Raw genomic sequence first — 19159 nt, forward strand, 5'->3', positions numbered from 1 at the left:
TCAGGACACCTCCCGACGCAGCGTCCGGAGCAGGCCGGCGGCCAGCGGGAGGACCATCCAGGCCAGCAGGGACACGACCATCCGGCCCCACTGCTCGCCGGTGATGGTGTCGCTGCTGAACAGCGGTTCCATCGTCTTGCTGGTGTCCAGCCAGCCGGCCGGGCCGTGCAGTGGCCGGACCATCTCGCCCAGCACGCCCCAGATGGTGGGCAGCAGCAGATAGCCGACGATGGCCAGCGGCGGGTTGAGCAGCAACAGGCCGAACGCGGCACCCATCAACACGCTGGTGACCTGGAGGATCACCGCGTTGAAGATCAGCGACGCCTCGAAATGCCAGGTGCCCGCGCCGCCGGTGGCGGACGCCAGCGCCGTCCCGGCGGCGGCCACGATGAGGCTGGCCAGCACCGAGGCGAGCGCGGTCAGCATCACCGCGATCAGCTTCGCCGCCACCACCCGTTCCCGGCGGGGCACCAGGGCGTACGTGCTGAGGGCGGTGCGCTGGGACCACTCGCTGGTGATCGAGAGGATGCCGAGCACCGGCAGCAGCACCCCCACCGGCAGCAGCGAGGGGACGAAGAAGTTGGCGAACGTCTGGTCGGCGTCCTCCGCGTAGATCAACTGGAGGGTAGCGACCACCGCGGCGATCAGGCCGATGGTGATCAGCAGCCAGCGTCCGGCCCGCGTGTCGACGAGCTTGCGCAACTCCACGACGGTGAGCCGGGCCAGCGACGGGCGGCGTACCGGGGAGGGCTGCCGGTGCTCGACGGCGCCGGCGGCGGGCGCGGTGGTGGTGGTCATCGGACGGCCTCCTTGGTGGACTCGCCGGCGGTAAGGGTGAGGAAGAGCTGTTCCAGGCCACCGCTGCCGGCGGGGCGCAGCTCGGCCAACGCGACGCCGGCATCGGCGGCGGCCTGGCCGACGATCTCGGCGTCGGCCTGCACGAGCAGGCCGTCGGTGGCGTCGGTGGCGGTCAGGTCGGCCGCGTCCAGCGCCCGGCGCAGCGCAGCGTTGTCACGCGCCCGGACCAGCGTGCCGCCACCGGCGAGCAACTCGGCCTTGTCGCCCTGGGCCACGATCCGGCCGCCCCCGATCACCACCAGCCGGTCCGCGACCGCCTCCACCTCGCGCAGCAGGTGGGAGGAGAGCAGCACGGTGCCGCCCCGGTCGGCGAAGTCACGCAGCAGGCCACGCATCCAGAAGATCCCCTCCGGGTCCAGGCCGTTCGCCGGCTCGTCGAGGATCAGCACCCGTGGGTCGCCGAGCAGCGCCTGCGCCAGCCCGAGCCGCTGGCGCATACCCAACGAGTACGCCCGTACCCGCCGCTTGGCGGCCACGGCGTTCAACCCGACCAGGTCGAGCTTCGCGGCGACCTCCCGGCGATCCAAACCCATGGTGTACGCGGACAGCGTCAACGCCTCGCGGCCGGTCCGCCCGGCGTGCTGGGCGGAGGCGTCCAGCAGTACCCCGACCTCCCGCCCCGGGTTGGGCAGCTCCCGGTACGGCCGCCCGGAGACGGTGGCACGGCCGGCGGTCGGCGCGGTGAGTCCGCAGATCATCCGCATGGTGGTGGACTTGCCGGCGCCGTTCGGGCCGAGGAAGCCGGTGACGGTGCCGGGCGCGCAGTGGAACGACACGTCGTCCACGGCCGGGTGTGGCCCGTATCGCTTGGTGAGGTTCTCCACGGTGATCATGTGGTCGAGCCTGCCCGCGCCGCCCGGCCATCCGCTGCGGCCACCGGTCGGCGGCGAGCCGACCTTGGTCGATTCCCGGGTCTCGACTTTGGTAGCTGGTCGCGGCGGCGTCCGGCTGCCTAGCATTGCGAGATGACCAGCCTCGCCGTGCCGGAACACCCCTGGCTGCTGCCCGGGGCGCTGGCCGACGCGGTCATTCCGGAGGCGACCCGGCGGCACCGCCGCACCACCCGGGACTGGGCGGTCGACGTCCTGGCGTTCCTGATCTCCCTGCTCTGGGTGCTCTTCGCCACCGCGGACGCCCTGTCGCCCGCCCCGGAAGCGGCGATTCCGCTGCCGCACGACTGGATGGTGGGCGCGGATGCGCTGCTCGGGCTGGTCTGCTGCGGGCTGCTCTGGCTGCGCCGACGGTGGCCGCTCGGGCTGGCGGTGGCCACCCTGCCGCTGAACCTGTTCTCGATGGCCGCGGCCGTCCCGTTGTTGATCCTCTACTTCACCGTGGTGGTGCACCGGCGCACCGCCGTCGCGATCGCGGTGACCGGCGCTGGACTGGTCACCAACCTGGTCTTCAGTTGGACCCGCCCGGACCCGAACTGGCCGTACTGGGCCACCGTGGCGTGGGGTGTGGTGATCACCCTCGCCGTGCTGGCCTGGGGCATGTTCGTCCGGGCCCGCCGGCAGTTGATCGTGTCGCTGCGCGAGCGGGCCGAGCGGGCCGAGGCGGAGCAGCAGTTGCGTGTCGCCCAGGCCCGCCACCTTGAGCGCACCCGGATCGCCCGGGAGATGCATGACGTGCTGGCCCACCGGATCTCGCTGCTCAGCCTGCACGCCGGCGCGCTGGAGTTCCGTCCGGACGCCCCGTCGGACGAGGTGGCCCGGGCCGCCGGGGTGATCCGGGGCAGCGCACACGCCGCCCTGCAGGACCTGCGCGAGGTGATCGGGGTGCTCCGGGCCGAGGGCGACGGCGATGCTCCGGAACCCCCGCAGCCGACGCTCGGCGACCTGCCCGCCCTGATCGCCGAGTCGCGGGCGGCCGGGGTGCGGGTGAACGTCACCGACACCGTCGTCGCGCCGGGGGACGTGCCGGCGGGGCTGGGCCGGGCCGCGTACCGGATCGTGCAGGAGGGCCTGACCAACGCCCGTAAGCACGCGTCCGGCGCGGCGGTCACCGTGGACGTGGCCGGCGGGCCGGGCACCGGGCTGACCGTGGCGATCCGCAACCGGTGGCCGGTGGGCACCCCCGCCGGAGGCGGGCTGCCGGGTGCCGGCACCGGGCTGGTCGGCATCACCGAGCGGGTCACCCTGGCTGGTGGCCGACTCGCGTACGGCCGGGACGACGCGGGCGACTTCCGGCTCGCCGCCTGGCTCCCGTGGCCGGCGTGAGCGGGCCGTCCAGCGCAGCCGGCTCGCCGCCGGTGCGGGTACTGATCGTGGACGACGACGCTCTGGTGCGCGCGGGGCTCTCGATGATCCTCGGCGGCCTGCCGGACCTGACCGTGGTGGGCGAGGCCGCCGACGGCGGTGAGGTGCCGGCGGCGGTCGCCGCGTACGCCCCGGACGTGGTGCTGATGGACATCCGGATGCCCCGGGTCGACGGGCTGGCCGCCACCGAGGCGCTGCGTGCCCAGCCGCACCCGCCCGAGGTGCTGGTGCTGACCACCTTCGACGCCGACGAGCAGGTGCTGCGGGCGCTCCGTGCCGGTGCGGCCGGTTTCCTGCTCAAGGACACCCCGCCGGCCGACATCGTGCACGCGGTACGCCGGGTGGCGGCCGGCGAGGCGACGCTCTCCCCGACGGTGACCCGTACGCTGATCGCCCACGTGACCGCCGCCGCTCCGGCCCCGATCGGCCCGGACCCGCGCCGGGAGCGGGCACTGCGGCTGCTCACCGGGCTCAGCGAGCGGGAGCGACAGGTGGCGGTCGCGCTGGGCCGGGGCCAGACCAACGCGGAGATCGCGGGGGAGTTGTTCATGAGCGTGGCGACCGTGAAGGCGTACGTCTCCCGGCTGCTCACCCGGCTCGACCTCAACAACCGGGTCCAGGTGGCCCTGCTGGTGCACGACGCCGGCCTGGTCTGAGCCGAGCTCCGCCGGCTCGCCAGCCGCACCGGAGCGGTGCCGTTGATACACTCAACGATGAGGGTTCCAAATTTGGAAGCATCAGGGGTGATGGTGTGGACGGCTTCGTGGGGCGGGACCGTGAGCTGGCCCTGCTGAACGCCATGCTCGCCAGGGTGAAACGCGGTGGGCGGGCGGGTCGGCCCGGTCGGGCTCTCCTCATGCGCGGCCGGCGCCGGGTCGGCAAGTCCCGGCTCGTCGAGGAGTTCGTCGAGCGAGCGGAGGTCCCGTACCTCTTCTTCACCGCCTCGGCACAGCCAACCGTGGCGGCCGATCTCGCGCTGTTCGTCGAGGCGGCGACCAGCTCCACGCTGCCGGGGGCACAACTGCTGCGGGAACAGCAACCACGGACCTGGGACGCGGCGCTCACCCTGCTCGCCACCGCGTTGCCGACCGATCGGCCGAGTGTCGTCGTCCTGGACGAGATGCCGTACCTCATCGCGAGCGATCCGGGCTTCGAGGGAACGCTGCAGAAGATCTTCGACCGGGAACTGTCCCGGCGTCCGGTCCTGTTGATCTGTGTCGGCTCGGATCTGGCGATGATGGAGGCTCTGAACGACTACGGCCGGCCGTTCCACCAGCGAGCCACCGAGATGGTCATCCCTGCGCTGAGCCCGGCCGACGTCCGCGACATGCTCGATCTGTCCGCCGCCGACGCGTTCGACGCCTACCTGGTGTCCGGCGGCCTGCCGTTGATCCTCGACGAGTGGCCAACCGGCGCATCGGTGCACGAGTATCTGGCCGACGCCGTCCGGGACCCGACCTCGGCCCTGCTGGTCAGCGGTGAACGGGCACTGGCGGCCGAGTTCCCGCCCCAGTCCCAGGCGGGTCTGGTGCTGCGGGCGATCGGCTCCGGAGAGCGGACCTATTCGCTGATCGCCCGTGCCGCCGGGGACCTTCCGCAGGCGTCGCTGAGCCGGGCCCTGCGCCTGCTGATCCAGAAGCGGGCGGTGGAGGACACGGTTCCGCTGTCCACGAAGCCGTCCCGGGAGACCCGGTACGCGGTGGCCGATCCGTATCTGCGCTTCTGGCTGTCGTTCCTGGCACCCCACCTGTCCGAGATCGAGCGGGGCCGGGGCGATCTGACTCTGGGCCGAATCGTCGGTTCGTGGGCGTCCTGGCGAGGGCGGGTGATCGAACCCGTCGTCCGGGAGGCGCTGCGCCGGCTGCCCGCCGGTCATCTGCCGGCGGAGGCGGCAGTCATCGGCGGCTACTGGACCCGGACCAACGACCCGGAGATCGACGTGGTTGGCGCTGATCGTGGGCCGGTGGCCCGCCGCATCACTTTCGTCGGGTCGATCAAGTGGCAGGAGAAGCGGCCCTTCGACGCGCATGATCTGGGCCGACTGCTCCTGCACCGCTCCCAGTTGCCGGGTGCCGACGAGACAGTGCCAGTTCTGGCCGTCTCTCGCAGCGGAGCTGCCGCTGTCGACGGGGTACGAGTGGTGTCACCGGAGGATCTTCTTACCGCGTACCGGGATTGAACTTTCGTCCGATGTCAGCCGTACCAATGCCCGAGGATGTCGGTACGGCGGGTCCGCCGTATCGCTGCCGAGCTGCGGGAGGCCTGCCGTGCGAGTTGGTGAGCAGTCGACGGATCCCATCGATCAGGTACTGGGTGAGGTGCCAATGCCGGCACCGCTGACCCCCGAGGACGTCCGGCTCGCGGTCCGGGCGGTGGTCGTGCACACCGCCGAGGAGTGGCCCACCGGGCCGCTGTGCCGCAACGACGGGGCCTCCTACCCGTGCCGCCTGCACCGCTGGGGACGGCGGGTGCTGGAGACACACGGGCTCAACGAACGACAGATCGAGGCGTTGATCCGGCACGGCAATCCGTTCGTGCACGTACCCTTCCCGTTCACCGCGACCGGGCCGTCGCCCGCGCGCCCCGCCGGCTATCCGGCGCAGGCCGCGCGTACCGGTGGCCTGCCGGCCCGGCACCAGGCCGCGCGGGTCACTCCGCCCGGCGTACGGCCCACCGCTCCCGGCCGGCCGGTGACTCCCCCCGTCACCGCGCCGCGCTGGCCCCGGGCGAGCTGAGCGGCGCCGCACGCGCCGATCCGACGCGGAGATTCCCCATCCGCGCCGGGCCGGCGTCGTGCTGTCCGGTCGGCTCAGCTGCCGACCCCGCAGTCAGGTGCGGACCAGCTGGTCGTGTTCGAGCTGCGATCGCTGCTGTTCTCCCGACGGGAGTCGACGTGCACGTGGTCGTCGTGATCGGGGTAACCGGGCCCGTAGATTCCGCTGAAGCCGTTGTCGCGGGCATCGCGGGCGACCTGGCACAGCGAGGACGTCCGCGAGGTGACGTCGGCGGCGTTGCCGTACAGGTGCTGGCTGTCGGACGCGCCGCCGACCTGGTTGTTGCAGGCCCGGCTGCGGAATCCGCCGGACACGTCGAGGGGCTTGTCGCCGAGGCTCTTGCGGAGCGCCTCCAGCTTCCACATGGTGCGCAGCGCGTTCTGCCGGGTCTGGTTCGCCGACAGCGGGCCGCCGTTCCACCCGCTCCCACCGCACCCGTTGTCCAGCTCCGTGTAGCTGAAGTGCGCGGGCGTGCAGTCGTTGTCCTGGAGCTGGTAGAGCTTGGCGTAGGTCTGCGGGCCGGCGACCCCGTCGACGCGCAGCCCGTACGCCTGCTGGAAGCGCCGGACCGCCGCGGCGGTCTTCGGGCCGTAGCGGCCGTCGTTCTCCACGATGTCCCGGTAGCCGGCCCAACCGGCGACCCGGATCTGCAACTGGCGGACGTCGTCGCCCGAGCGTCCCTGGTACAGGTTGCGGGTCCAGGTGTAGCAGCCGTCCGCGTGCGCCGCTGGCGCGGCGACCACCGAGGCGATCGCTGCCCCGGGCAGCGCCAGGGCGAATGCGACGGCAACTCGCTTCAAGGTGTTTACGCGCACGAAAGTCCTCCCGATAGGAGAGCGAATGGGTGGCCTCCAGGACATCGACCGGGACGTCCCGTGATTCCCACCCTCGCACTCATCGGTGCGGTTGGCGGCAATTAACGAGAAATGTCTTCGCGATCGGTCGTTCCTGGGTCTTGCCTGGGAATTCGGCTGATTTGCGAAACAGCCATTTACTCCGGATCACGCCGAGATGGGTCAACCCCACCGAACGTCGCAATCGGCCACACCAAGGGTGATGTTCCCCGGTCACCGGCGGCCGGTAACGTCAGCCTCGGGCGGGCGGACGGGCGGAGGTGCAGGTGGCACGCGGTGGCGTCTTCTGTGTCGAGGGTCAGTGGCACCGTGACCTCAATGAGCGGGGTTCCGTGCTGCCCACCCTGGAGCTGCTGGAGCGGCTCGGCAAGATCCGCTTCATCCACAAGGACGCGGCCACCCGTGACGAGCTCTTCTACTTCCTGGACCGCTGGCTGCTCAAGCAGTACGCCGACCACCGGGTCGGCTTCTTCGCCATGCACGGCGAGCCGAGCCGGCTCTGCCTCACCGACTGGCAGTCCGTGGAGTTGAGCGAGGTCGCCGACCTGATGGCCGGCCGCTGCGAGGGGCGCCGGCTCTATTTCGGCAGTTGCTCGGTGCTGCGTGCCTCGGACGCGGTGCTGCGCGACTTCCTGGAGGTCACCGGAGCGGCCCTGATCTGCGGTTTTACCCGCGAGGTCGATTGGGTGGAATCGGCGGCCTTCGAAACCGTACTGCTCGACGTATTGGCCAACGGCCAGCGGCACAATGCCGCCGAACTGCGGATGGGTTCGGCGCACTGGGCACCGCTCGCCTCGTACCTCGGCTTTCGGGTGATCTACGCCAACGGGCGGGCCTGGCGCCCGGCCGGTCGACCCCGGGTGCCCACCCAGGCGGTCCACCGCGCCATCGTTCCACCGCACTGACCCGCCGCCGTGGCCGCACCACCGCCCTGGTAGGAACGAGTGATGGCACGCAGCATCGCGAGGAACACCCGGGTCGACCGGGACGCCCTGCTCGACTTCATCCGGCCCCGGCACCGCGTCGTGCTGATGACCACCCGGGCCGACGGCCGCCCGCAGTCCTCCCCGGTCTCCGCCGGCGTGGACGGGCAGGGGCGGCTGGTCGTCTCCACCTATCCCGAGCGGGCCAAGGTGGCCAACATCCGCCGCGACCCGCGCGTCTCGGCGTGCGTGCTCTCCGACGACTGGAACGGGGCCTGGGTGCAGCTCGACGGCACCGCCGAGGTGCTGGACCTGCCCGAGGCGCTGGAACCGCTGGTCGAATACTTCCGCAGCATCTCCGGCGAGCACCCGGACTGGGACGACTACCGGGCCGCGATGGTGCGCCAGGGCAAGTCGCTGATCCGGGTCACCATCGACGACTGGGGGCCGATCGCCACCGGCGGTTTCCCCGCCCGCCTCGCCGACTGACCGGCGGACCCGGCACCCGTCAGTCGACCAGGGCCGAGTAGACGAGCTGGCGGAGCTGGGCGCGGATCGGGTAGGTGCTCGACGGCATCAGCTGGGTGAAGAACAGCGCGGTGATCTCCTCGGCCGGGTCCACCCAGAACGCGGTGCTGGCGACCCCACCCCAGTAGTACTCACCGACGCTGCTCGGCACCCGGCTGGGGATCGGGTCGTCGACCACCGCGAAGCCGAGACCGAAGCCGACCCCGTCCAGGGTGGTCTCGGCGAAGCCGCCGGTGGACAGGGTGCCCAGGTCCTGACCCCCGGGCAGGTGGTTGCGGGTCATGAACCGCACCGTGCGCGACCCGAGCAGGCGGACGCCGTCCAACTCGCCGCCGCGCAGCAGGAGCTGGGTGAAGCGGTGGTAGTCGGCGGCGCTGGAGATCAGGCCGCCGCCGCCGGAGTGCAGCACGGGCTTGCGGTACGCGTGCGCGCCGAGTTGGTCGTAGCGGACGGCCTGGCCGCTGCGCGGGTCGGGTACGTAGAGCGCGGCCATCCGCTCGGCCTCGGCGCCCTCGACCCACCACCGGGTGTCGGTCATCCCCAGCGGGTCGAAGATCCGGTCGGCGAAGAACGCGTCGAGGCTCTGCCCGGAGACCACCTCGACCAGCCGGCCGAGCACGTCGGTGGCGACCGAGTAGCCCCAGGCGGTGCCGGGCTGGAACAGCAGCGGCAGCTCGCCGAAGGCCGCGCAGGCGCTGGCCAGGTCGACGTCCGCCGGTGGGAGGAGGTCGTAGCCGGCCGCCCGGTAGAGCCCGTCGACCACCGAGGTCTGCATGAAGCCGTACGTCAGGCCGGCGGTGTGGGTGAGCAGGTGCCAGACCCGGATCGGCTCAACGGCCGGCACGGTGTACGGCTTGAGCGTCGACCCCTTGGAGTAGACCCGCAGGTCGGCGAACTCCGGCAGCCAGTGGCTGATCTCGTCGGTCAGCTCGAACCGGCCCTCCTCCCACAGCATCATCGCCGCGACCGAGGTGACCGGCTTGGTCATCGAGTAGATCCGCCAGAGCGTGTCGGCCTCGACCGGAGCACCCGACTCCCGGTCGCGCAGCCCGTACGTCGAGGAGTGCGCCACCTCGCCACGGCGGGTGACCACCACCTGCCAGCCGGCCAGCCGACCGTCGTCGACGTACGCGCCGAAGTGCTCGTCGATCCGCGCCAGCCGCGCCGGGTCGAAGCCGATCTGATCCGGGTCCTTGCTCCGCGCCACGCTCACGCCGCCGAAGGTACTCGCCAGTACGCCCGTACCGGAAGGGGCGGTGACCCACCGGTCGCGCCCGCGACGTGTGGTCGGTACTAGCCTGACCGGATGCCGGAGTTGACCGAGGACGTGACCTTTCGCCACGACGACTGGTACGGCGAGGAGCTCACCGACCGGCACTTCGTGAACTGCGAGTTCTTCCACGTGGACCTGACCGAGGCGGTGAGCCGCGGCGCGGTGTTCACCGGCTGCACGTTCGGCAACGTGCTGTTCAACTCCTCGCGGCACGTCGACTCCGCCTTCACCCGCTGCACCTTCAAGCGGTGCAATTTCTTCGAGGCCGAGTTCACCGGCTGCAAGCTGGTCGGCAGCGTCTTCGCCCAGTGCGACCTGCGTCCGCTGGCGGTGGCCGGCGGCGACTGGTCCTTCGTCGCGCTGCCCGGCGCGGATCTGCGCGGCGTCCGGCTGACCGACGTACGGATGCGCGAGGTCGACCTGACCCGCGCCAACCTGACCGACGCCACGGTGACCGGCGTCGACCTCTCCGGCGCGCAGCTGACCGGCGTCCGGTTCGGCGGGGCCGACCTGCGCGGCAGCGACCTGACCGCGCTCGACCCGACGGTCGTGGAGCGGGCCGGCGCGATCGTCGACGCCCAGCAGGCTCTGGTCATCGCACAGGCGCTCGGCTTCCAGATCGGTTGACCCGAGAGGCGTCCAGGAGCGGTCGATGTCTCCGTCGGAGCGGTCCCGGTCGTCCGATACGGTCCGGTGGCGGCTGGACACGCCCACCCGTCCGGATCTAGCGTGTCGACCACGCCGGTGCACACGTGAGACGGCCCACAGTGGATTGTGTGATCCGCGATGGCCGATGGCGGCCGGGCGGCGAAGTTGGAGGGGTCGGTGGCGGACGAAGACCGCACGCGGACGGATTCGCGGGCCGGGGATGGGCCGCCCGACGCGCCGGCGACGCACCGGCTGCGCGCCGTGACCGCCGGGCAGACCCGTAGCGCACTGCGGCGGATCGCCCGTTCCCGGCGGCGTCGACGCTGGGCGGTGGAGGGGCTCGCCGTGCTCGTCTGCCTGGTGGCGCTCGTCTCGTACTTCGGCACACGGTCCGGTTCGGAGCCCGGCGACGACCAGGCCCGGGTTCCCGGGATACCCGCCGGGGCCGCCCGGCCCAGTGGGCCTCCCGGCGCCGAGGGGCGTACCGGGGATGCCGGTCCGGCGCTGCCCGGCCTGCGACCCCGGCAGCGCACCCCCTCACCCGAGCCGACCCCGTCGGCCAGTTCGCCGGCCGTGCCACCGCCGGCATCGACCGCGCCGACGCTGTCGCTGAGCCGCGGCGAGGTGCCCGCCGAGGTGGACCTGACGGCCGCGGGCACCCGGGACTGGATGCACTGGGGGCTGCACGGCACGTCGACGGTCCGCAAGCGGTCCGGTTCCGGGGAGATCGTCGATGGTGGCGGCTCCGGCGCCCGGGTCGGCTGGGACGGCAACCAGGAGGTCTTCAGCTGGCGCGACGGCACGTCGGAGCGGTCGGTGCGCGGCACCTCCACCGGGGTCTACACCTGTGGCGCCCGCAACGGGTTCACTCTCGAGGTCGCCGGCAGCGGCGAACTGCGCACGGTGCAGCTCTACGTCGGGACCTGGATGGCCCGTGGCCGGCTGGACGCGCGGTTGTCCACCGGCGGGTCGACCAGCACGTTGCGGCTGGAAGACCCGTACACCAGCCAGAGTGCCCAGGTCACCGTGCGGTTCCTGGTGCCCAAGGGCGCCCGGCTGCTGCTGAGCTGGACGGTCGAGAAGGCCTTCACCCGGCACTGCGGCAACGTCGGCCTCCAGGCCGTGGCGGTGCGCTGACCAGCTATCGGCTGAGGGTCGGGACAGTTTGTCCGTCGCGTACGGTCGAGGACGCCGTAACTTTCTGCTGTCCCCGTCCGACCTTCCAGTGTGGAGGCAGCTCAGATGAGCAGCAGTACCGCCCACCGCGTCCGTACCGTCGCTCCGTCCGGCGTCGGTGAAACGCCCGGCGAGGTGCTCCGCGACATCCCCCTGCCGCCGTACGTGACGGGCGAGGACGCCCAGTTCGCGGTGCGGGCGGTGGTCGTGCACGCACCCCGGCGGTGGTCCGGCGGCGTGGTCTGCCGCAACGACGCCAGCCCGCACCCGTGTCGACTCCACCGCTGGGGCACCCGGGTGCTGGCGCTGCGTGGACTGCGGGCCGCCGAGATCGCCGCGCTCATCGAGCGCGGCGACCCGACCGCCGTGGTACCCCCGCCGAACCGCCCGGCCTGAACCGGTGGCGGGGCGCACGATCAGCAGGTGATCGGCTTGACCCAGGAACACTCCACGCCCTCCGGGGTCCGCGGGGTGTCGGGCACCGTCGGCGGCGCCACCCGCGCCGTGGTCGCGCCATCTTCGCGGTACGCGGCCAGCGCCACGGCGATCTGATCCTCCAGCGGCTTGACCGACGCGGTCAGGTAGTTGTTCAGCAGGATCGAGAACGCCAACTGCCGGCCGTCGGCGGTGGTCACGTAGCCGGAGAGGCCGGAGACGCCGGTCAGACTGCCGGTCTTGGCGTGCACGTTGCCCGCCGCCGGGGTGCCGGCCATCCGGCTGCGCAGTGTGCCGCCGACGAACCGTTCGGGCTGCCCGGCGATCGGTAGCGCCGCGTACCAGGTGGCGAACCAGGGTTCGGCCCGCACGGCGGCCAGCAGGTCGACGAACTCGCCGGCCGGGACGAGATTGCGTCGGGACAGCCCGGACCCGTCGCGCTGGCGCAGAATGCCGGTGTCCATCCCGGTGTCGGCGACGTACTCGCTGATCGCGGTCAGCCCGGCGGACCAGGTGCCCGAGCCGGAGAGCACCCGGCCGATCTCCTTGGTCAACACCTCGGCGTGGCCGTTGTTGCTGAGCTTGAGGAATGGCGTCATGAGCGCACCGAGGTTCATCGAGTCGTGCCGGGCCACCGGCTCGGCCGCCTCCGGGGTGGCCTCGCCGCTCACGGTCCGGCCGAGCACGCGTACGCCGTGCCGGCGCAGCGCCGCCCGGAACACGTCGGCCGCGTAGCCGGTGGGCTCCCAGACGGTCACCCAGTCGCTGGCCTGCTCGTCGCCGACCGCGATCTGCCCGGTCACCACGACGGTGTTGCTGCCGTGCTCCCGCTCGATCGAGATCGAGGTCTCGCCCTCGGCGACCGTCTCGGCACGGTTGTCGATTCGGACGTACCCGGTGGCCGGGGTGGTGCTGACCACCGGCGGGGCACCGGCACGGTCGGCCGGGGCGGCGTGCACGATCACGGTGCCCGCGTCGTAGTCGGTGTCCGGCGCGACGGTCAGCGCCGAGACCTCGGCGGCGTAGTAGTAGGGCTCGTCGTCCCAGGTCCAGTCCGGGCCGAGCCGGGTGTGGTCGTAGCGGGTGTCGTCGGCCACCAGGTTGCCGGTGACCACCCGGATGCCGTTGGCCGCGACCTGCGCGGCGAGCGCGTCGTAGTCGGCCGCGAGCATGGTCGGATCGCCACCGCCGCGCAGGTAGAGGTTGCCGGAGAGCAGCCCGGCGCGGCGCTTGCCGGTGGTCCGCACGTCGGTGCTGAACCGGTGCCCCGGGCCGAGCAGTTCCAGGGCTGCGGTCGAGGTCAGCAACTTGGTGTTGGAGGCCGGGACAAGCCTGCGGTCCCCGTTGCGGTCGTACAGGGTCTCACCCGTGCCGGTGTCGACCACGACCACCGAGGTCTGCGCACCGGCCAGCCGGGTGTCGGCGAGGATCGTGTCGATGGTGGCGTGCAGTCGGGTCGTCGCGGGGGTGGGCGACTCGGCGGTGGCGCCGGGCGCGGCGGCGGTGGCCGCGGTGGCGACCAGCGCGAGCAGCGCGAGGGCCCGCGGGAAGTGACGACGATGCATGGGCTGATGCTGCCACGAAGGTATTCGCCAGAGAAGGACCTCGGACGAAGCTTATTGCCGTTCGTGTTACGTCGGGCGACCGACCGACTTGTCGTGCCCGCCCCAGTAGTGCCGCTGCGCTCCCATAATCAGCGGTGCCACCAGAGCGGCCAGCGCCCCGCCGAGCAGCGGAAAGACGATGAACACCCAGAGCTGGCGCAGCGCCGTTCCGCCCTCGAAGACGGCCGGGCCGAACGCGCGGGCCGGGTTGACGGCCGCGCCGTCCAGCGTCACTCCGACCAGCTGGGTCACGGCGAGGGCCAGCCCGATCGCCACTCCGGCGATGCCCGGATTCTCGCTGCGGCTGGTCACCACGAGGACGACCAGCACGAAGAGGAAGGTCAGGACGATCTCCAGTACGGCAGCGCCGCCCCGGTTGATGTGTGCGCCGTACCCGTTCGCGCCCAGCGCCCCGGTCTGGTCCGCCACGTCACCCCAGCGGGTCAGCGCCCAGAGCAGGAAGCTGGCCACGGTCGCGCCGGCGAACTGTGCGATCCAGTAGGCCACCGCGCCGATCACCGAGATCTTTCCGGAGAGCAGCACACCGAGCGTCACCGCCGGGTTGACGTGGCTGCCGGAGAGCGGGCCGATCGTGTAGACCAGGGCGAGCAGGACGAATCCGAAGGCAAGCGCGACGACCACCACGCCGCCCTGGACCCGCGCCGCGACGGCGGCGCCCACACCGAAGAAGACCAACAGCAGGGTGCCGAGGAACTCGGCTGCGGCACGACGGGCATCTTCCATGATTCTCACCGTACGGACGATCCCGGCCGCACGCTGCGGAAATGCGAGCTGTGAGCGGGGCGACGGTCGGCAGAGGGCAGAGCCGCGACACTCCCGACGTTGCACCCGGTGTGCACCCCCACTCCGCCGACGTCGTGGTGATCGGAGCCGGCCAGGCCGGCCTGAGCGCCGGCTATCACCTACGCCGCACCGGTTTCGCCCCGGGTACCGGCTTCGTCATCCTCGACGGCGACGACGGGCCTGGTGGGGCGTGGCAGCACCGCTGGCCCACGCTGCGGCTGGACCGGGTGCACGGTATCCACGACCTCCCGGGGCTGCCCTTCCCGCCCGCCGATGCACAGCGGCCGGCAGCCGAGCAGGTCAGCGCCTACTTCGCCACGTACGAGCGGACGTTCGACCTGCCGATCCGGCGGCCGGTACGGGTCCGCGCGGTGCGCTCCCGCCCGGACGGCCGCCTGGACGTACACACCGACCACGACCGGTGGACCGCCCGCGCCCTGATCAACGCGACCGGTACGTGGACCAGGCCGTTCTGGCCGCACTACCCGGGCCGGTCGTCCTTCCGGGGCCGGCAGTTGCACACCGCCGACTACCGCGGGCCGCAGGAGTTCGCCGGCCGGCGGGTGGTGGTGGTCGGCGGCGGCACGTCGGCCGTGCAGTTGCTCGCCGAGGTGTCCACCGTCGCGGCCGCCACCACCTGGGTGACCCGTCGGGAGCCGCGCTTCCAGGAGGAGTTCGGCCCCGAGCTGGGCCGGGCCGCGGTGGCCCGGGTGGACGAGGCCGTACGCGCCGGACGCCCGCCGGGCAGCGTGGTGGGCGTGACCGGGCTGGTCCTCACCCCGGAGGTGCGCGAGCTACGCGAGCGTGGACTGCTCAACCGGCTACCCGTCTTCGACCGGATCACGCCCGACGGGGTGGCCTGGGCGGACGGGCGGTTCGTGCCGGCGGACGTGATCCTCTGGTGCACGGGCTTCCGGGCCGCACTCGACCACCTCGCCCCGCTGGGGCTGCGCGGTCCGGGTGGCGGTATCACGATGGACGGCACCCGCGTCGCCGCCGACGAGCGGATCCACCTGATCGGGTACGGCCCCTCGGCGAGCACGATCGGTGCCAACCGGGCCGGCCGCACGGCGGTCACCGAGATCCGTGCGCTTCTCGTGCCGGCCGCCGCTCTCGACTGATCCGGCTCTATTTGACGGATCGCCGGGCAGCGGGCAACGTGGGTGGTGACGGGGCCTGCCAGCTGCCCCGATGCGACGGCGACGACCGTTCGCCTCTCCTGTCGCCTCCCGCGTGTGCTCGTACGCGGACCGACTGTCCGGTCTGTGCGGTAACCGAGCGCGAGCCGAGAATCCACGAGGAGTTCCGCCAATGCTCACCATGACCGACAACGCCGTGCTCGTCATCCGTGACCTCGCCACCCAGCAGGACGTCGCCGAGGACGGTGGGGTGCGGATCGCCGCCGACGCGCAGGCCGGCTCACTCACCGTGGAACTGGTCCCCGAGCCGGTGCAGGGCGACCGCGTGGTCGACAACCAGGGCGCCCGGATCTTCCTCGACGAGGACGCTGCCGCGCTGCTCGGCGACGCCTCGGTGGACGCCACCGTCGACGACGAGGGCATCGTCCAGTTCGGCTTCACCGAGAAGGAGTAGGGCGGCGCGAAAATCGGCTGCCGACCATCGGCCTGATCACTACGATCGCCCGATGCCCTCGCCGACCCACCGCTACCGCTCCGACGACGAGGACAGCGCCCGCTGGGCCGGTTTTCCGTTCCGCGCCGGCGACATCGTGATCAGCACCCGGTCCAAGAGCGGCACCACCTGGATGCAGATGATCTGCGCGCTGCTCGTGCTGGGCACGCCGGCGCTGCCGGCGCCGCTGACCGAGCTGTCGCCGTGGCTGGACTGGCTGGTCGAGCCACGGGACGAGGTGTACCGCCGGCTTGCCGCCCAGCCGCATCGCCGCTTCATCAAGACGCACACCCCGCTCGACGGTGTGCCGCTCGACCCCCGGGTGCACTACGTGGTGGTGGCCCGGCACCCGCTGGACATGGCGGTCTCCCTCTATCACCAGGCCGGCAACCTCAACCGGGACCGCCTCCGTGAACTCGCCGGCCAGCCCGTCCCGGCGGGTCCGCCGCGAGCGCGGCAGCCGCTGGAGCAGTGGCTGCCGAGCTGGGTCGACCACGAGGTGGATCCGCGCGCCGAGCTGGACTCGCTGCCGGGGGTGCTGTGGCACCTCGGCGACGCCTGGGCCCGGCGGCACGAACCGAACGTCGAGCTGGTGCACTACGACGACCTGCGGGCCGACCTGGGCGGGCAGATGCGCCGGCTCGCCGACCGGTGGGGTATCGAGGTGCCCACCGAGCGCTGGCCCGAACTGGTGGAGGCGGCCACGTTCGGCCGGATGAAGGAGCGCGCCGACCAGCTCGCTCCGGACCGGCTCGGCGTGCTGCTCGACCGCCAGGCGTTCTTCCGTCGGGGCGGCTCGGGCCAGGGGCGGGACCTGCTGGACGCCGCCGGCCTGGCTCGCTACCAGGACCGGGTGGCGGCGCTCGCACCGCCGGATCTGCTGGCCTGGCTGCACCGCGACGCCTGAGTCGCAAACGGGTACGCACACGAGCGCGCGGCGCCGCTTCGACCGTGGTCGGAACGTCGCCGCGCTCGGCCGTCTCCCACCACCGCAGCCGTTCGGCGGTACGCCAGCGGGGACCTGGCTCGACCGGCCGTATCCGCCGGTCAGCTTTGACGATCCCCGGCTGGTGTGGATCCAAACCTGGTGAGCGTGGGGAATTCCACCATTCGCGAGTCCCGGCGTGGCGCGCGGCCGAACGGGGTATGAGCGAGCAATGGAGCATTTCACGATCGCGACCGTTGCCGAAGAGAGCCCGGACTTCCGGCGGGTGCTGTGGACCGGGGAGCACACCCAGCTGGTCATCATGACCATCCCGCCGGACGGCGAGATCGGCCAGGAGGTGCACGAGGTCGACCAGATCCTGACCTTCGTGAGCGGCACCGGCGAGGCCCGGGTCGCCGGCAACAAGCGCAAGGTCGTCGCGGGCGACCTGGTCGTCGTGCCGTCCGGCACGAAGCACAACTTCGTCAACACCGGCCCGAACCCGCTGGTGCTCTACACCGTGTACGGCCCGCCGGAGCACGCCGACAAGGCGGTGCACCGGACCAAGGAGGAGGCCGACGCGGCGGAGGAGGCCGGCAAGGACGAGCCGCCCACCTCGTGACGGGAGCGGCGACGGTCTGATCCGGGCCGATCCGGGTAACCGCGGCGGGTGCAGCAGCAGCCGGCGATCTCCGATTACGGGTTTCTCTCGGACTCTCGCTCGGGTGCTCTGGTCGGGCGGGACGGCTCGATCGACTGGTGGTGTCCGCACCGGTTCGACGGCGCATCGGTGTTCGGACGGCTCCTCGACCCGGCCGCCGGGCACTTCCAGGTGGCCCCGGTCGGCGTTGGCGGACCGGGGCACCGGGTGGAGCGCGCGTACCGGCCGGACACCCTGGTGCTGCGTACGGTGCACCACACGCCGCAGGGCAGCGTGGCGGTCACCGACGCGCTCGCGGCGGAGACGGGTGCCCGCGCCCACGAGCTGGGCGTGAACTCACCCGCCGTGCTGATCCGGGTGGTCGAGGGGTTGTCCGGGCGGGTCCGGATGGCGCTGGACTTCGTACCCCGACCGGAGTACGGCCTGCTCACTCCGTACCTGCACGAACAGCCGGGCGGCGGAGTGGTGGCCCGGGCCGGCCCGGCGGTGCTGGTGCTGCGCGCCGCGGACCTGCCGCTGCGGGCCGGCCGGGACCGGGTGACCCACGAGTTCGAGGTCTCCGCCGGCCAGGTGCTCGGGATGGACGTGGCGTTCGGCGAGACGTACGGCGACCCGCCGGCACGGCTGGAGCCGGTGGTCGCGCTCGCCGAGACGACACAGGCGTGGGAGGCGTACCGGGAGACGCACGGGTACTCCGGTCGGTACCCCGAGCTGGTCCGGCACAGCACGACTGTGCTGACCGGCCTGACGTACGCCCGCAGCGGCGCGGTCGCCGCCGCGCTGACCACGTCGTTGCCGGAGCGGATCGGTGGCGACCGCAACTACGACTACCGCTACTCCTGGCTGCGCGACTTCTCGATGACCATGCGCGCGCTCTGGGTGGCGGCCTGCCCGACCGAGGCATCCCGGCTGTTCGCCTGGGTGGCCCGTTCGATCGGGCGGATCGGCGACGACCCGGTGCCGGTGCTGTTCGGGCTGGAGGGCGAGCGCGACCTCAGCGAGCACCACTGCACACACCTGCGCGGCTACGCCGACAGCCGGCCGGTCCGGATCGGCAACGACGCCTGGCGGCAGCGGCAGCTCGACGTGCCGGGGGAGGTGATCTCGGCGGTCTATCGGCTGCGCGACTATCTGGGCGCGACGTTCGACACGGAGCTGCGCGAGATGGTGCTCGGGCTCACCGAGCAGGTGGCCTCGACGTGGCACCTGCCGGACCGGGGCATGTGGGAGACCCGGGACACCGAACGGCACTACCTGTCCTCCAAGGTGCTCTGCTGGGTGACGATGGACCGGGCGGTACGGCTCGCCGACCGGCTCGGTACGCAGGCCGACCCGCGTCGCTGGGCGCGGGTCCGCGACGAGATCCGCGAGGTGGTGCTCCGCGAGGGGTGGAACGAACGGATCGGGGCGTTCACCGGCGCGTTCGGCTCGCCCGAGCTGGACGCGTCGGCCCTCTTCCTGCCGGTGGCGCACTTCCTGCCGGCCACCGACCCCCGGATGCGCTCGACGATCGCGATGGTGGAGCGGGAGTTGGGCACCGAGAGCGGGCTGCTGCGGCGCTGGACGACCGACCCGGCCGGCTTCCTGCTGTGCTCGTTCTGGCTGGTGGAGTGCCTGGTGATGACCGGTGAGCAGCGGCGGGCGCAGGAGCTGTTCGAGCGCGTGGTGGGCAACGCCAACGACGTGGGCCTGTTCAGTGAGCAGATCGACCTGACCACCGGGGCGCAGCTCGGCAACACCCCGCAGGCGCTGTCGCACATCGGCCTGATCAACGCGGCCTGGCGGCTGACCGAACCGGACAGCTTCTGA

The 19159-nt window shown here is 72.1% G+C and carries 20 protein-coding genes; 14 read left to right on the plus strand and 6 right to left on the minus strand.

The genetic code is table 11. The features are described from left to right. The gene (locus ACFQGL_RS15115) at positions 1–798 is read right to left on the minus strand and encodes an ABC-2 transporter permease (RefSeq protein ID WP_377511797.1); all 798 of its coding nucleotides are present in this window, start codon (positions 796–798) and stop codon (positions 1–3) included. Continuing rightward, positions 795–1691, minus strand: coding sequence for an ABC transporter ATP-binding protein (locus ACFQGL_RS15120; RefSeq protein ID WP_377511799.1), 897 nt, complete (start codon positions 1689–1691; stop codon positions 795–797). Before ACFQGL_RS15120 ends, ACFQGL_RS15115 begins: the two co-directional genes overlap by 4 nt. A 132-nt stretch (positions 1692–1823) precedes the next feature. Here ACFQGL_RS15120 and ACFQGL_RS15125 point away from each other — a divergent pair, with 132 nt between their 5' ends. The 4 genes from ACFQGL_RS15125 (at position 1824) to ACFQGL_RS15140 (ending at position 5848) form a co-directional block, all read left to right on the plus strand. Beyond that, a complete protein-coding gene (locus tag ACFQGL_RS15125; protein ID WP_377511802.1) occupies positions 1824–3074 on the plus strand; it encodes a sensor histidine kinase in 1251 nt (416 codons plus the stop codon). Continuing rightward, positions 3053–3769 (plus strand): response regulator, encoded by a 717-nt coding sequence (locus ACFQGL_RS15130; protein ID WP_377512525.1) that lies wholly within the window; start codon positions 3053–3055, stop codon positions 3767–3769. The genes ACFQGL_RS15125 and ACFQGL_RS15130 overlap by 22 nt, the downstream gene beginning before the upstream one ends. Positions 3770–3864: 95 nt before the next feature. Then, positions 3865–5292, plus strand: a complete 1428-nt coding sequence (locus tag ACFQGL_RS15135) for an ATP-binding protein (RefSeq protein WP_377511805.1) — start codon at positions 3865–3867, stop codon at positions 5290–5292. A gap of 145 nt (positions 5293–5437) precedes the next feature. After that, the gene (locus ACFQGL_RS15140) at positions 5438–5848 is read left to right on the plus strand and encodes a hypothetical protein (protein ID WP_377511807.1); all 411 of its coding nucleotides are present in this window, start codon (positions 5438–5440) and stop codon (positions 5846–5848) included. Positions 5849–5922: 74 nt separating this feature from the next. On the opposite strand, the gene ACFQGL_RS15145 is transcribed toward ACFQGL_RS15140, so the two are convergent. After that, positions 5923–6702, minus strand: a complete 780-nt coding sequence (locus tag ACFQGL_RS15145) for a D-Ala-D-Ala carboxypeptidase family metallohydrolase (RefSeq protein ID WP_377511811.1) — start codon at positions 6700–6702, stop codon at positions 5923–5925. Between the two features lie 305 nt (positions 6703–7007). On the opposite strand from ACFQGL_RS15145, the gene ACFQGL_RS15150 reads away from it, so the two are divergent. Continuing rightward, complete coding sequence (locus tag ACFQGL_RS15150; RefSeq protein WP_377511814.1) at positions 7008–7646, plus strand: DUF6642 family protein; 639 nt, start codon at positions 7008–7010, stop codon at positions 7644–7646. Between the two features lie 42 nt (positions 7647–7688). Next, positions 7689–8153: a PPOX class F420-dependent oxidoreductase gene (locus tag ACFQGL_RS15155; RefSeq protein ID WP_377511817.1), complete on the plus strand. Its 465-nt coding sequence runs from the start codon at positions 7689–7691 to the stop codon at positions 8151–8153. A 19-nt stretch (positions 8154–8172) separates the two neighbouring features. On the opposite strand, the gene ACFQGL_RS15160 is transcribed toward ACFQGL_RS15155, so the two are convergent. Further along, positions 8173–9405 carry a serine hydrolase domain-containing protein gene (locus ACFQGL_RS15160; RefSeq protein WP_377511820.1) on the minus strand — a complete coding sequence of 411 codons (1233 nt, stop codon included), beginning with the start codon at positions 9403–9405 and terminating at the stop codon, positions 8173–8175. A 93-nt stretch (positions 9406–9498) separates the two neighbouring features. Between ACFQGL_RS15160 and ACFQGL_RS15165 the strand changes: the two genes are divergently transcribed. The 3 genes from ACFQGL_RS15165 (at position 9499) to ACFQGL_RS15175 (ending at position 11685) form a co-directional block, all read left to right on the plus strand. Then, on the plus strand, positions 9499–10092 hold the full coding sequence (locus ACFQGL_RS15165; protein WP_377511823.1) for a pentapeptide repeat-containing protein: 594 nt from the start codon (positions 9499–9501) through the stop codon (positions 10090–10092). Positions 10093–10290: 198 nt separating this feature from the next. After that, the gene (locus ACFQGL_RS15170; RefSeq protein WP_377511825.1) at positions 10291–11250 is read left to right on the plus strand and encodes a hypothetical protein; all 960 of its coding nucleotides are present in this window, start codon (positions 10291–10293) and stop codon (positions 11248–11250) included. A 105-nt stretch (positions 11251–11355) separates the two neighbouring features. Next, entirely contained in the window at positions 11356–11685 is a 330-nt protein-coding gene (locus tag ACFQGL_RS15175) for a hypothetical protein (protein WP_377511828.1), read from the plus strand. Between the two features lie 20 nt (positions 11686–11705). Here the strand turns inward: ACFQGL_RS15175 and dacB are convergent, their stop codons facing one another. Both dacB and ACFQGL_RS15185 read right to left on the minus strand, forming a co-directional pair. After that, the gene (gene dacB / locus ACFQGL_RS15180; RefSeq protein WP_377511831.1) at positions 11706–13289 is read right to left on the minus strand and encodes a D-alanyl-D-alanine carboxypeptidase/D-alanyl-D-alanine endopeptidase; all 1584 of its coding nucleotides are present in this window, start codon (positions 13287–13289) and stop codon (positions 11706–11708) included. Between the two features lie 66 nt (positions 13290–13355). Beyond that, positions 13356–14072, minus strand: a complete 717-nt coding sequence (locus tag ACFQGL_RS15185) for an MIP/aquaporin family protein (RefSeq protein ID WP_377511834.1) — start codon at positions 14070–14072, stop codon at positions 13356–13358. A gap of 41 nt (positions 14073–14113) precedes the next feature. On the opposite strand from ACFQGL_RS15185, the gene ACFQGL_RS15190 reads away from it, so the two are divergent. The 5 genes from ACFQGL_RS15190 to ACFQGL_RS15210 all read left to right on the plus strand — a co-directional run bounded on the left by ACFQGL_RS15190 (position 14114) and on the right by ACFQGL_RS15210 (position 19159). Then, the gene (locus ACFQGL_RS15190) at positions 14114–15253 is read left to right on the plus strand and encodes an NAD(P)-binding domain-containing protein (protein ID WP_377511837.1); all 1140 of its coding nucleotides are present in this window, start codon (positions 14114–14116) and stop codon (positions 15251–15253) included. Positions 15254–15443: 190 nt separating this feature from the next. After that, complete coding sequence (locus tag ACFQGL_RS15195; RefSeq protein WP_377511839.1) at positions 15444–15725, plus strand: adhesin; 282 nt, start codon at positions 15444–15446, stop codon at positions 15723–15725. A gap of 52 nt (positions 15726–15777) precedes the next feature. Next, positions 15778–16671, plus strand: coding sequence for a sulfotransferase domain-containing protein (locus ACFQGL_RS15200; RefSeq protein WP_377511841.1), 894 nt, complete (start codon positions 15778–15780; stop codon positions 16669–16671). Between the two features lie 250 nt (positions 16672–16921). Further along, complete coding sequence (locus ACFQGL_RS15205) at positions 16922–17311, plus strand: cupin domain-containing protein (RefSeq protein ID WP_377511844.1); 390 nt, start codon at positions 16922–16924, stop codon at positions 17309–17311. Positions 17312–17359: 48 nt separating this feature from the next. Then, positions 17360–19159 carry a glycoside hydrolase family 15 protein gene (locus ACFQGL_RS15210; protein WP_377511846.1) on the plus strand — a complete coding sequence of 600 codons (1800 nt, stop codon included), beginning with the start codon at positions 17360–17362 and terminating at the stop codon, positions 19157–19159.

The sequence above is a fragment of the Micromonospora vulcania genome (assembly GCF_042658605.1).
Taxonomy (GTDB): Bacteria; Actinomycetota; Actinomycetes; order Mycobacteriales; family Micromonosporaceae; genus Micromonospora; species Micromonospora vulcania.

Bases quoted from the DNA above. Each gene is read 5' to 3' on its own strand.
- ACFQGL_RS15115 (WP_377511797.1), bottom strand. From the start codon at position 798: ATGACCACCACCACCGCGCCCGCCGCCGGCGCCGTCGAGCACCGGCAG.
- ACFQGL_RS15120 (WP_377511799.1), bottom strand. From the start codon at position 1,691: ATGATCACCGTGGAGAACCTCACCAAGCGATACGGGCCACACCCGGCC.
- ACFQGL_RS15125 (WP_377511802.1), top strand. From the start codon at position 1,824: ATGACCAGCCTCGCCGTGCCGGAACACCCCTGGCTGCTGCCCGGGGCG.
- ACFQGL_RS15140 (WP_377511807.1), top strand. From the start codon at position 5,438: ATGCCGGCACCGCTGACCCCCGAGGACGTCCGGCTCGCGGTCCGGGCG.
- ACFQGL_RS15155 (WP_377511817.1), top strand. From the start codon at position 7,689: ATGGCACGCAGCATCGCGAGGAACACCCGGGTCGACCGGGACGCCCTG.
- ACFQGL_RS15165 (WP_377511823.1), top strand. From the start codon at position 9,499: ATGCCGGAGTTGACCGAGGACGTGACCTTTCGCCACGACGACTGGTAC.
- ACFQGL_RS15175 (WP_377511828.1), top strand. From the start codon at position 11,356: ATGAGCAGCAGTACCGCCCACCGCGTCCGTACCGTCGCTCCGTCCGGC.
- dacB (WP_377511831.1), bottom strand. From the start codon at position 13,289: ATGCATCGTCGTCACTTCCCGCGGGCCCTCGCGCTGCTCGCGCTGGTC.
- ACFQGL_RS15185 (WP_377511834.1), bottom strand. From the start codon at position 14,072: ATGGAAGATGCCCGTCGTGCCGCAGCCGAGTTCCTCGGCACCCTGCTG.
- ACFQGL_RS15190 (WP_377511837.1), top strand. From the start codon at position 14,114: ATGCGAGCTGTGAGCGGGGCGACGGTCGGCAGAGGGCAGAGCCGCGAC.
- ACFQGL_RS15195 (WP_377511839.1), top strand. From the start codon at position 15,444: ATGCTCACCATGACCGACAACGCCGTGCTCGTCATCCGTGACCTCGCC.
- ACFQGL_RS15200 (WP_377511841.1), top strand. From the start codon at position 15,778: ATGCCCTCGCCGACCCACCGCTACCGCTCCGACGACGAGGACAGCGCC.
- ACFQGL_RS15205 (WP_377511844.1), top strand. From the start codon at position 16,922: ATGGAGCATTTCACGATCGCGACCGTTGCCGAAGAGAGCCCGGACTTC.